The organism is Anaerolineaceae bacterium oral taxon 439 (assembly GCA_001717545.1).
Lineage (GTDB): Bacteria > Chloroflexota > Anaerolineae > Anaerolineales > Anaerolineaceae > Flexilinea.
Genome location: CP017039.1, coordinates 2,141,837 through 2,154,495, shown reverse-complemented (window position 1 = coordinate 2,154,495; position 12,659 = coordinate 2,141,837). Strand labels below are relative to the sequence as shown.

Here is a 12,659-nt window from a genome sequence, read left to right as displayed (position 1 = left end):
TTCGCCGCCCTGTCTCACTGGCGGTTGGGCGCGCTTTTTCCCCGGAGATCAATACTTTTCGATCTGATCGAGCTGCCAGACGAAAACGACCGCGCCGCCCAGCTGGAACCGGCCGGTTTCGGGTACCAGCGCCGGCTCGGCCTCGTCGTTCGAAACCTTATGGATCGTTTTCTGAAGCTTGCAGTGCGCCTTGATCATCGCCAGGACGTTCGCGACGTCCTCGTCCTGGACCCCGAGAAAAATCGAGAGCTGGCTCTGTCGGAGCATGCCGCCGCGAGTTTCATTAAACGTCGCCATGTAGCCTTCGCTGACCAGCTTTTCCAGGACCTTTTCGCCCGAATGTTTCGAGATTACCGCCATCATCATTTTCATCATCCAGCTCCCGTCCCGCCGCTTATGGCGCGCGCCTGTTCCCGCTCCTGACAGAATTGTTCCAGAATCAGCTGAAGCTGGTCTTCCGACGGATCGCTGAGTTCGCCGGTATTGGCGATTTCGTCGAGAATCTGGCGGTCGTAACGATTAATCGTCGAGACCAGGTCCTGAACGAATTCCTGGACGTTTTCAGGCTCAATCTCTTCAAGAAAATCGTTCAGCAGCGCGTAATATCCGATGATCTGAATCTCCGGCGGAACCGGGCGATTCGGACCCTGCGTAAAAAGCGCCATGATCTGTTCACCGCGGCGCAGCTGACGTTTCGTCGTTTCGTTAACGTCTGTCCCGAATTTGGCGAAGCGGGCGATTTCGTCATACTGCGACAGCTCGAGCTTCAGCGATCCGACGATCCGCTTCATCAGGCGGACCTGCGCCGCACCGCCGACGCGCGAAACCGACCGTCCGATATCGATCGCCGGTTTCTGTCCCTTATTGAACCGATCCGCGTCCAGCATGATCTGCCCGTCTGTAATCGAGATCAGGTTCGTCGGAATGTACGCGGAAATATTGCCGCCCTGCGTCGTCGCGATCGGGATCGCGGTAATCGAACCGCCTCCGTTCGCATGGTTCAGGCGGCAGGCCCGCTCCAGCAGGCGGGAATGAAGATAAAAAATATCTCCCGGGTAGGCTTCCCGTCCGGGAGGCCGGCGCAGCAGCAGGCTTAATTCGCGATAGGAATCCGCGTGTTTCGAAAGATCGTCATATACGATCAGGACGTCCATTCCCTGATCCAGGAAGAACTCCGCCATCGTTACGCCGCAATACGGCGCGATATAGCGCAGCGCGGGGGCGTCGTCCGCTCCCGCCACGATCACGATCGTCTGGTCGAGAACTCCGCCGGCGCGAAAAGCCTCGATCGCGGATAAGACCGACGTTTTCTTTTGCGCGATGGAAACATAGATGCATTTAACATCCGTATTTTTCTGACTTAAGATCATGTCGATCGCCAGCGTTGTCTTTCCCGTTTGCCGGTCGCCCAGAATCAGTTCGCGCTGGCCTTTCCCAATCGGGATCAGCGCGTCGATGACTTTGGTTCCACTGTAAATCGGTTCGTCAATCGGCGCGCGGTCAACGATTCCCGGCGCGACCCGTTCGATTATGCGGTTTTCCGAAGCGACGATCGCTTTTCCGCCGTCGAGCGGCCGTCCTAACGGGTCGATCGTCCTGCCTGAAAAGTGGACGCCGACCGGGACCCGAAGGCGTTTCCCCGTCCCGTACGCGATATCGCCGCCTCGGATCCCCTGATCCCGACCCAACAGGATCACGTCGGCGTGATCCCGGTCCAGGCTCAGGACCATTCCCTGAACGCCGCCGGGGAATTCGACGAGCTCCTCTGATTTAACCTGCGGCAGCCCGGAAATCGTCGCGACGCCGTTCCCGATATACGAGACCGTTCCGATACTTGTCGCAGACGTCGCGCAGTCGAACGATTCCGCCGCTTCCGAAAGCGACTTGAAAAAATCGCCCTGTTCCGGGTAGGGACGCTTAATCGCCAGGTACCGCTGAACCTCGGCGTAGACGTCGGAAAACAGGCGCTGCGGGTCTAAATGAAAAAGGTCTCCAGCGGATAAACGATCGCGATACGCCGCGAGGAGCCCGACGTCGCGTCTCCCGTCTTCAGCTTTCATCCGATTCATCCGCGAACATCCTTTCTACGGAACGGACGACGTCCTTCTGGACGTTTGACAAATGCTTTTGGATCGAGTTTTCTAAAATGATATCGCCGATCCGAACCTTGATCCCGGCGATCAGCGATGGATCGAGCCCCATTTCCAGAACGACGTCCTTATCCGCCAGCGCGCTGAACGTCCGGACCAGGCTCCCCTTATCTTCGATCGACATTTCTTCCGCCGTTTCGATCCGGATAATCGGTTCTTCCTCTTTGATCGAATCGCGGATGGCGTAAACCTGGTTGATATCCGATTTCCCCAGGTCCCAGACCTGTTTGACCAACCGTCCGATCAATTCGCTCTGCGTATTCGCTGGGAGGACTTTCCGGAGCGTGCTGCTGGTTATGGAGATGACCGTGTCGACGATTTCGACCTGGTTTTCCTTCCGGTCGATCATGACGTCGTAGCGGGCTTTGATCGCTTCTTCGTGGATAACCGTTTCGGCATGGGCGCGGACGCTTTCCAGCAGGTCCTCCTGGACCTGTTTCCCGCGATTATACATTTCGTCCGCAATCGCTTCCAGTTCGGTTTCGAAATTCGCGATCCGTTCGTTAATCGCCGCCAGCTTTTCCGCCGCTTCCTCCCGGTCTCGTTTTAATTCGGCTTCAAGCCGTTCCCGTTCGATCCGCTGCGCCTCGGCGCGTTTTACGACCGGTTTAAAGAGCAGGAAATTCAACGCTGCGGCGATAATTAAGAAATTGATGATTTCCAGCAGGATCGTCACGCCGTCAAATTCAAGCATGCGTTATCCTCCGACGAAGAATCGGCCCAGCAACGGGTTCGCGAAAATCAGGATCAGCGCGATCAGCAACGAATAAATATTCGTCGTTTCCGTCAGCGCCATTCCGATAATCATGCTCATTCGGATCGTTCCCGCCGCGTCCGGCTGACGCGAGATCCCTTCGATCGCCTTGACCGCGATCTTTCCCTCCATGATCGTAGGCGCGACCGTCCCCCCGACCATAACGAACGCGACCGCGATAATCGACACAAGTGAAGCGATTTGTCCTGCATTTAAAATTTCAAACATGAATTTTTTCCTTTCCGGTCTTCTCTTCGAGCTCTATATTTTTTATTTTTTCCTCATCCTTTTCGATTTCAATCGCGGATGAAATATACAATGAGGCCAGCGTCGTCAGGATAAACGCCTGAATCACGCCGGACATCATGCTCAGCGCGATCATTGGAATCGGAACGATCAGCGGGACCAGCGAAAACGTGATCGCGACGATCATGTCCCCGCTCAGGATATTCCCGAAAAGACGGAGCGTCAGCGCCAGCGTCCGGGAAAAATGGCTCAGGAGCTCCAGCGGAAACAGGAGCGGCGGATTCGCAAAGGTCTTCAGGTAAACCCAGAGTCCCTTTCGCCGGATCCCGTAAAAATGAACCGCGAAGAAGACGACGAGCGCTAATGCGAACGTCGTGTTGACGTCCGCGGTCGGCGACGTCAGGCCGGGAATCACGGATAATAAATTCGCGCAGAGAATAAAAATAAACAGGCTCCCAAGCAGCGGCAAATAAGACGAAATCTCGTCGCCTTCGAGGATTCCACCGACCATCCCGTTGATCATCTTGAAAATCCAGTCGATCATCGCCGGCATTCGGCGGCGCAGGATCAGGACCAGCGCTGAAATCAGCGCCATCATAATCCAGGTCATGACGACCGTATCGCGGATCCCGATACCGAAAACCGAAAAGACGATCTTATGCGTTACTTCCATCGTTCTCCATTTCCGAAATCGGCGCCGCTTCCCGTTTTGCCCGATCCATTCTGTCGGCCAACCGGCGCATTCTGGCTACCTGGACGCTGTTCACGATCGTAAACGCGGCGACGAAAAGAATCGCGTATACGGCGTCCTGGCGCACTGCGAAAAACAGCAGAACGCCGATCCCGATCGTCCGCACCAGCCATCCGCCAGTCATCGCCGCCCATGAAAACTTCCGTCCGTCGTTCAGGCGCGTCGACAGCTCGATGATGATGATAAAGAAATAGCCGACGACGGCGCCTGCAAGAACCCAAAGCGCCGCGTACAGTCCCCAGACAGCCCAGCCGCTCATTCTCGATTTTCCCTCTCTTCCTCTCTTGTCCAAACCGATTCTCGATGAATCGCGCGGCAGACCTGCACAACCGCCAGGAATATGCCGACTCCTAACAGGATCAGCACGAACACGCCCTCATAGCCGAGTTTATGATCGAGCCAGACGCCGAAGAGCGGCCCGGCGAAGATCGGGAGGGCGATATCCCAGCCTAACGAAACCGCGCGAAATTCATGCCCGGTAATTTTCGTCGAAACGCGGCGTTTCGTTTTCTCGACTGATTCGGGTTTTCTCCGCTTTCGGTACCTGAACGTTTCGTTCGTCATTCTCCGCTCCCGATTACATCGTCGTAAAAATTTTCACGACGTTTTTCTCGACCGCCAGCAGCCCGGCTTCTGCGTCAAGCTCGATCGTTTCGCCGTTTCGCTGAAAAAAGAGTTCGCTCCCGTCGGTCATCGCGATTAAACGGTCGTGTCCCGGACGAATCCCGATCAGCGATCCGTCGATTAATCGGACGTTGAGCGACTCGATATCCGTTTCCTGCGTATTCGATCCGTCGACCGAATACACGATCAGGCGCAATCCCTCGCTCACGATCCGTTTCCCTCCTTTGCCGCGATTTCCAGCGCTTCGGCTTTTTCGACGGCTTCGTCGATCGTCCCGACCATGTAAAAAGCCTGTTCCGGGAGGGCATCATACCGCCCTTCGAGGATTTCCTCGAATCCGCGGAGCGTCTCCGACAACGGGACCATGCGTCCCGACTTCCCGGAATAGATTTCGGCGGAAAAAAACGGCTGCGTCATGAATCGCTGGAGACGGCGGGAGCGGGCGACGACGTTCCGGTCCTCTTCCGAAAGCTCGTCGACGCCTAAAATCGCGATCAGGTCCTGAAGCTCCTGATAACGGGCGAGCGTCGCTTTGACGTTTTCCGCGATTCGATAGTGCCGTTCGCCGACGATATACGGATTCAGCAGGATCGAGGTCGATTGGAGCGGGTCGATCGAGGGATAAACGCCGGCGCTCGCCAACCGCCGGGATAAGACCGTCGTCGCGTCCAGGTGCGAGAATGTGGAGGCGACCGACGGATCGGTCAGATCGTCCGCCGGGATGTAAACCGCCTGGATCGAGGTCAGCGATCCGCTCGACGTTGAAGCGATCCGTTCCTGGAGCGAACCGATTTCAGAGTCGAGCGTCGCCTGATACCCCATTTCGCTGGGAAGTCGTCCCAGCAGCGCGGAGACTTCCATTCCGGCCTGGATAAAACGGTAGATATTATCGATAAAAACGAGGACGGGACGGTTTTCCTGATCGCGGAAATACTCGGCCATCGTCAGCGCCGTGTACGGGATCCGAAGGCGCGCCCCCGGCGGCTCGTTCATCTGGCCAAAGGTCAGGATCGTCGAATCCATCAGGCCCTGCTGGTTCAACTCCAGCCACAGGTCGTTTCCTTCCCGGCTGCGTTCGCCGACGCCGGCGAAAAGGACGATCCCTTTATGCTGCCGGATCGTATTGCGCATCAGCTCGATCATGAGGACCGATTTCCCAACGCCCGCACCGCCGAAAAGGCCGATCTTCCCTCCGCGCGGGTACGGCGTCAGCAGGTCGAGCGTTTTTATCCCGGTGACGACGATATCGCGGGACACGACCTGATGCGCGATTGGGAGCGAAGGCGCGTGAATCGGACGTTTCTCTTCGAAAACTGGCGCCAGCTCTCCGTCGATCGGGTTCCCCAATACGTTGAACATGCGCCCCAGCGTTTTCCGTCCGACGGGAACGCGAATCGGCCGGCCGGTATTAATAACGGTCATGCCGCGGCTCAGTCCCGCGGTTGCGCTCATCGCGATTGTCCGGACCGTCGTTTTCCCGACGTGCTCCTGGATTTCGAGCGTAAGCGGTTCGGCGTTGTTCCGTTCGACGGTCAGCGCTGTATGAATTCCGGGTATCCGGCCGGTCGGAAATTCGACGTCGACGACGACGCCGGCGACGCGGACGATATAACCGTTCAGGTGATGATCTGCTGATTTTGTGTCCAAAGTACCGCCTTGCCTGCCTGGATGATGAGTTTTTGCTGCGCCGATACGATAGCGCGCCCGGTTTTGAATCAAACGCCGTAAAAACGAAAGGTTATGATTGAATCGTTCTTATTCGGACCGAAAGCTGGAGCCTGCTCCAGGCTGGAACAAATATTTATGTATACAAAAATATTATGATTGAAAACTGCGTTTCTGTCAAGGTTAAAGAATTATCATCATTAGAACGATTCGCGCAGGGCCGGATGAATTTTACCTGCGCTTAAGGCTGTACCCGACCAGCGCGCCGCAGGCGAGGAGCGCCAGGCCAAGGCCGATCATAACGAAGATGCGGACGGTTTGGCTTCCTTTGCTCGAATCATGCGGCGTCTCGGGAATCGACGACGCGGTCGCGGGGGTCAGCGTCAGCGCGGCCGCGGTTTCGATTATGGCGCTGATCGTTGCCGGCTGGTCTGCCGTTGCGGTCAGCGTCGGAAGCGGAGTCGCCGTCGGCGTAACCGGGATGAACAGTCGCCATCCGACGCCCAGCGAGACGTCGTCCGTCAGCCCGTTCACCAGTTTCAGCGATTCCAGATCGACCTTCCAGAGATCGGCGATCGACCAGAGCGTCTCGCCGGGCTGAATAACGTGGCGAAATTTCCCGTCGGGAAACATCGTCGGCAGGATCGTCGGAATCGCGGTCGGGATCGCCTGATCCCTGACGGTCGCCGGATCAGGAATGAGAAGCTTCTGATCCAGATCTAGTTTGGATGATTCGGTGAGATGGTTCCAGCGGACCAGGTCGTCAAAATTGACACCGTAGGCAGCCGCGATGCTCCAGAGGCTCTGGCCGTTTTTTACGACGTGGATCGTTTGCCCTTCGGCGTTCGGGGTAGCGATCCGGACCGCGGCGATGTATTGTGAGACGCTGACGATCGGAGCGCTGACGCCGCCTGGAACCGCCGTGATCCCGGGAAGCGGTGTGGAGCCGGCCGGCGGCTTCGCATAGGCACAGCTGTTCTGAAAAGCGGGGTACGCAGCCTGAACGACATAGTAGACCGTTCCGTCCGCGCCTTCCGCGATCCCGACGCCAATATGGCAGTACAGCGGGTTCTCGATGATGCGCTGATGTTCCCAGTCGGTCCAGTTAGCGAGGATCGATTCCAGCGGCAACGGGCCGGTCATGTAGTTTTCGGTCGCGAAGACTTCCATTCCGTTGTTGTAACCGTAAAGCGGAATCCGGTCCTTGAGACCGCCGAGATGGCCGATGGCCTGATCGGCCATGATCTGCGCCGAGTCCTGAGCGCTGATCATCAGGTACGGGTCGGCTTTCAGCCCACGGTAACCGAGTTTGGAACGGGATTCGTTGACCCAGCGGATCAGGTCATCTTTCGTGACGATGTAGAGCTGCGTCGGGGTTATCGTCAGCGTCGGAATCGAAAGCGTCGGCGTCGCCTGCCGCGCGAAGACGGTCGCGCTGAACTTCATGAAGAACAGGAGGACCAGAGTAAAAACGACCCGGCTGAGACGGCGAGCGGAGCTGAAAACGGCTGCCTGCTGATGATCCGGACGACGCTTTGCTGTCATGTTTCCTCCCGTTCGACCGTTCTCCTGGCGGCTAACGCTGTTTCGTTAGCGCGTAAGAAATAATTCCAGCGCCGACGACGATCGACGCGACGATCCCTAAGATCATGAAGGTGCGCATCGACGCTTTCGGCAGGTGCGACGGTTCGGGCGTTGGCTTCAAGGTCGGCGCGGCGGTTCCAGCCCGAATGAATTCAGCCGCGGTTTCGGTACTGGCGAGCGGATCGGCGGTCGCGGTCATTGTTGGAACGAGCGTCGGAAGCGCGGTCAGCGTCGGCTCGGAAGTTGCCGTCGGCGTGACGGGGATGAACAGTTTCCACCCGATCCCTAACGCGGTCTCGTCGGTCAGGCCATTGATTCGTTTCAATTCGGCGAAATCGGCGCTCCAGGATTCCGCGATCGACCAGAGCGTTTCTCCGGCGGAGATTTCATGCCGGAATTTTCCATCCGCGCTCATCGTCGGCAGAACGACCGCCGGGGTCGTCGGCAGCGTTCGATTAGCGATCATCTCTGCGCTGGGGATCAACAGCTTCTGATTCAGCGCAATAGCGGCCGGATCTTTGATATTGTTCCACGCGGCGACGTCTTCGATTTTTACGCCGTACGCCGACGCAATGCTCCAGAGGCTCTGGCCGTTCTGAACGACATGGTACGTATTTCCGTCGGCGTCTGGCTCCGCGATTTTGATACTGGCGATGATCTGCGACATGTCGAATACCGGGAGCGTTCCCGTGCCGCCAGCGCCGGTTCCGCCGGATCCTGCGCCCGGGCTTCCGCCGGAAGCCGATCCGGATCCAGAGTAGCCGCATCCGGTTCCCGTCGCCGGGTATGCGGCCTGGATAACGTAGTAGGTGACGCCGTTCGCTTCGGCGACGCCCGCGCCGATATGGCAGTATTTCCCGCCGGAGGACGCGATCTGGTGGGTCGCGTCGCTCCAGACCGCGGCGATCTGGTCGAGGGTGGACGGGCCGGTCGCGAAATTCTCGGTCGCGTAGGCGCGGCCGCCGTTGTTGTATCCGAATTGGGCGACGCGTCCGGAAACGTCGCCGATATGCCAGCTCATCCGATAATCCGCCATCGTTTGCGCCGTGCTCTGCGCGCAGTTCATCAGGGCCTGATCGGTCGCCAGCGGGCTTAATCCGTATCCGCCGCGCTGCCCGTTGATCAGCCCGATCAGGTCCCATGCCGAGACGGTGTTTGTCTGCCGCGCCGCTGCGCTGACGGGGAAGGCGGCGAGCGCGAAAAGGAGAAGGAAAAGAAGCCTCCTGGGATTTCCGAATACGGCGCCTTCTAACGCGTGCGTTGTCATACGGGTATTTTACCGTTAATCCCTTAGAGGCTGCGCCGATCCGAACGCTTCCGCTTTCAGTCCTTTCTTCGAATCAGATGCACACAGCTTTCCGGGAACGAGATCCGGACTTCCGTCCCGGCGGGGATCACGGTCAGCCGGGTTGGATCGGTTTCTTTCGCGGAAATCCTCTGCCCCAGGTATTCGAGGATATATTCGACCGATTCGCCCAGATATGCGGACTGCAGTACGACCGCGCCGGCGCTTCCCTCGTTGCGGTCCACCTTGATAATCTCAGGGCGCAGCACGACGTCGACGTCTTCGCCTACGGCGAGATCGCGATAAACCGGGTCCGAAATCGCGATCGTCAGTTCGCCCATGCGTGCGTGGACCGTGTCGCCGTCATGACCGGCGATTTTCCCGGGAAGGAAGTTTGCGCGTCCGATAAAGTCTGCGACGAAGCGCGTTTTCGGGTAGCGGTAAATTTCCCGCGGCGATCCGTACTGCTCGATACTGCCGGCGTTCATAATCAGCGCCTTATCGGATAATACCATCGCTTCAAGCTGATCATGGGTAACGTACAGGCAGGTGAAGCCCAGGTTTCGCTGGAGCTCACGGATTTCAAACCGCATTGCTTCCCGCAGTTTTGTATCCAGATTGGACAGCGGCTCGTCCATCAGCAGCACCTTCGGCTCCATGATCAGGGCGCGGGCCAGCGCGACGCGCTGCTGCTGTCCGCCGGAGAGCTGGTTCGGCGCGCGGTTTTCGTAGCCTTCGAGATGAACCATTTCCAGAACGCGCCGGACCCGTTTTTTCTGAGCTTCCGCCGGGACCTTTTGAACGTTGAGCCCATAGGCGATATTATCATGTACGTTGAGATGCGGAAAGATCGCGTAGCTTTGGAAAACCATCGACATATCGCGCTTGTGCGTCGGGACCTGATTCAAATTCCTTCCGTCAAGGATAATATTTCCGGACGTTGGAAACTCAAAGCCGGCGACGATCCGCAGCATCGTCGTTTTTCCGCAGCCGGACGGCCCCAGCATCGTCACGAATTCGCCTTTTTCAATGTTCAGGCTGACATGATTGACGGCGACGACCTCTTTCCCGCCGCCTCGGGCCGGAAAGATTTTTGAAACATCATCAATTTCTAAATACATTTGCATTCTCCTGGACTAAATTCCGGCGTTAATATCGATATTCGAGTCAATTTTCAGGACCTTTCGCGTCACGAGGCCCATGACGCCGATAAAGATCAGAACGATGAAAATAATGACGGAGGAATACGTCGCGGCAAAGCTGATCCCGTCCTGTTCCCAGCCGCTCATGATCGACGCGGTGACAATCTGCCATTTGGAGCTGACGAGGAAGATGATCGCCGAAAGCGAAGTCATATGACGCGTGAAGCTGAAAATCAGCCCGGTCATGAACGCCGGAAGAATCAGCGGCAGCGTAACTTTTCGGAACGTGTACTGGCTGTCGCCGCCCATGATCGTCGAAGCTTCCTCGATTGAGTGATCGATTTGCTGAAGCGAGGCGACGCCGGAACGGACGGAGGCGGGAAGCGACCGGACGAGGAACGCGAAGATAATAATATACGCCGTCCCGTTCATTTTCAGCTGATCCCCCGCGAACAGCATCGCGACCGACGCGATCATCAGCGCCGCTTTGAGGACCGTCGCCATCTTCCCGCGATACGTATAGATAATCAGCGCGGAGATAAAGAACAGGCATACGCCCAGGAAAAAGGGCGGAAGCGAAAACGGGACTTCAAGATAATCGGCGAGCGACGCCAGCAGCGTCCGCAGCCATTTGATTGAATGCGTTTTCCCGTAGATTCGGAGCGGCTTCGTCAGGTAGAGGATCCACTGATTCGCGCAGACGTACAGCCCGACCCAGAAAGAGATTTTTGCGATCGATTTCGCGCCTGGGTCGGCGCGCAGGATCAGCGCCGTGATCAGGTAGACCGCGCCGATCATGTAATAGAACGCCGGCAGCCCGATCCCGAACGGCGCCGCGGCGTCCGGAGCTATTCCGGTCAGCTTCGCAAAATTCGGGCCGAAAAGACCTCCCGTTCCCCAAAGAACGCCGCCGTTCGAAAGACTCCCGGCGAAGAGCCCGACGACAACTCCCGGGATCAGGATCAAAAGCCGTTCCCGCGGCGATTTTGATACGCAGCTAAGATAGAACCAGGACGCAATCAGCAGCAGGACCCAAAGGACCCAGACGGTTTGGAAGTTGAAAATCAGGATAAAGCCCATGCCGACGATCGTTCCGGGGACGGCGCCGCCGATATTTGAACCGAAATCGAGAATATCTTTGCCGACGAACTTTTTCCGCACGACGAGATACGCGATGATCATTCCCAACAGCGCCGCGATCGGGGTTGCGTAGAGACTCAGGAACGTCGTATCTAAAATCGCTTCGAGTCCGCGCGCGAACATCATCGACCAGTTATTCAGCGACGGCGTGTAATTAACGCCCCAATTCTTAACGAATGAGCTGGCGATGACGGTAACGTAGACGAGGAGAATAAAAAAGCAGACGAGATAGACGAAAACCGCGAAAATCCGTCGAATGACCGGACTTTTTTCGTAAACGCGTCCGACCGTCGGTTTCCCGGTTACGGAAACATACGATTTTTTCGTAAGATAATACCGCTGGAAGATATATACGATCAGCGTCGGAATCAACAGGACAAGCGAAAGCGCGGATGCCTTCTGATAATTGAATTCGCCGATGATCGCCATGTAGATCTGGGACGAGAGAACCGTTTTCTGTCCGGAAATAAATTGCGGGTTGCCGAGGTCGGCTAACGATTCAACGAACAGGAGCATGAACGAGGCGGCGATTCCGGGCGTCAGGAGCGGAAGCGTTACCGTTCGGAAGATGTAGAACCGGGAGGCGCCGAGCGTTTCCGCCGCTTCCTCCATCGACGAATCGAGCCGCTCCATCATCGACCGCAGCATCAGGTATGCGACCGAGAAGAACGTCAGCGTCTGAACGATGACCAGGCCGTCCAGCCCATAAATATCGTTCATTCCGGGAGTAACTTTTATTCCGAGGAGCTGCTTGGTGATCAGCCCGCTGCGGCCGAAAAGCTGGATCATGGCGATCGCGACCGCGAACGGCGGCGACACCGTTGGAACCAGCGCTAACAGGTGAACGATTTTCTTTCCAGGAATGTTGCAGCGAACGGTCGCGTAGGCGAAAATAAAGCCGACGACGGTTCCCGCGGTCGCGGTCAGGAGCCCCATGAGGAGCGTATCGAAAAGCGTCGACCGGTACGTTCGTCCGTAATTCGTCGTCTCGCCGAGAATCAGCCCGATCTTCTGGAAATACGCGTTGATTCCGGCGAGCGGGGTCCCTTCGAGGTAACGCGCAAAGTTGGTCAGGTCGAATTGACCCGCGTCCGTATAAAAGCCGCGGCCGATCGTTCGGAAGATCGGAAGGAAGACGAAAACCAGGACAAAGATTGCGGAAAAAATCAGCGCGATCATCATGACCGGATCTTGTCCGATAAGACGGAATTCTTCGAGTTTTTGCTGAAACTTATTGAGTTTTGGCTTGGATTCGAACGAGCCGGCGGATGAATCCATATGACCCTCCGGGGATATAGAATAGAGTTGAGCGAGATGA

General features: G+C 57.0%; 12 protein-coding genes. All 12 read right to left on the bottom strand.

The genetic code is table 11. The features are described 5' to 3' along the window. Positions 1-48: 48 nt before the first annotated feature. Positions 49-375: a hypothetical protein gene (locus BEQ56_09605; protein ID AOH43706.1), complete on the bottom strand. Its 327-nt coding sequence runs from the start codon at positions 373-375 to the stop codon at positions 49-51. Beyond that, a complete protein-coding gene (locus BEQ56_09600; GenBank protein AOH44493.1) occupies positions 372-1,928 on the bottom strand; it encodes a F0F1 ATP synthase subunit alpha in 1,557 nt (518 codons plus the stop codon). Before BEQ56_09600 ends, BEQ56_09605 begins: the two co-directional genes overlap by 4 nt. Positions 1,929-2,049: 121 nt before the next feature. Then, entirely contained in the window at positions 2,050-2,844 is a 795-nt protein-coding gene (locus tag BEQ56_09595) for a hypothetical protein (GenBank protein AOH43705.1), read from the bottom strand. Positions 2,845-2,847: 3 nt separating this feature from the next. Continuing rightward, a complete protein-coding gene (locus BEQ56_09590) occupies positions 2,848-3,132 on the bottom strand; it encodes an ATP synthase F0 subunit C (protein AOH43704.1) in 285 nt (94 codons plus the stop codon). Next, entirely contained in the window at positions 3,125-3,823 is a 699-nt protein-coding gene (locus BEQ56_09585; GenBank protein ID AOH43703.1) for an ATP synthase F0 subunit A, read from the bottom strand. The genes BEQ56_09590 and BEQ56_09585 overlap by 8 nt, the downstream gene beginning before the upstream one ends. Positions 3,824-4,156: 333 nt before the next feature. Continuing rightward, positions 4,157-4,465 (bottom strand): hypothetical protein, encoded by a 309-nt coding sequence (locus BEQ56_09580; GenBank protein ID AOH43702.1) that lies wholly within the window; start codon positions 4,463-4,465, stop codon positions 4,157-4,159. 13 nt (positions 4,466-4,478) lie between these two features. Continuing rightward, a complete protein-coding gene (locus BEQ56_09575) occupies positions 4,479-4,733 on the bottom strand; it encodes a hypothetical protein (protein ID AOH43701.1) in 255 nt (84 codons plus the stop codon). Continuing rightward, positions 4,730-6,145 (bottom strand): F0F1 ATP synthase subunit beta, encoded by a 1,416-nt coding sequence (locus tag BEQ56_09570; protein AOH44492.1) that lies wholly within the window; start codon positions 6,143-6,145, stop codon positions 4,730-4,732. Before BEQ56_09570 ends, BEQ56_09575 begins: the two co-directional genes overlap by 4 nt. A 276-nt stretch (positions 6,146-6,421) precedes the next feature. After that, positions 6,422-7,735, bottom strand: a complete 1,314-nt coding sequence (locus BEQ56_09565; GenBank protein AOH43700.1) for a hypothetical protein — start codon at positions 7,733-7,735, stop codon at positions 6,422-6,424. A gap of 31 nt (positions 7,736-7,766) precedes the next feature. After that, positions 7,767-9,041: a hypothetical protein gene (locus BEQ56_09560; GenBank protein ID AOH43699.1), complete on the bottom strand. Its 1,275-nt coding sequence runs from the start codon at positions 9,039-9,041 to the stop codon at positions 7,767-7,769. A 56-nt stretch (positions 9,042-9,097) separates the two neighbouring features. Next, positions 9,098-10,186 carry an ABC transporter gene (locus BEQ56_09555; GenBank protein ID AOH43698.1) on the bottom strand — a complete coding sequence of 363 codons (1,089 nt, stop codon included), beginning with the start codon at positions 10,184-10,186 and terminating at the stop codon, positions 9,098-9,100. A 9-nt stretch (positions 10,187-10,195) separates the two neighbouring features. Then, positions 10,196-12,619 carry a hypothetical protein gene (locus BEQ56_09550; GenBank protein ID AOH43697.1) on the bottom strand — a complete coding sequence of 808 codons (2,424 nt, stop codon included), beginning with the start codon at positions 12,617-12,619 and terminating at the stop codon, positions 10,196-10,198. Between the last annotated feature and the right edge of the window lie 40 nt (positions 12,620-12,659).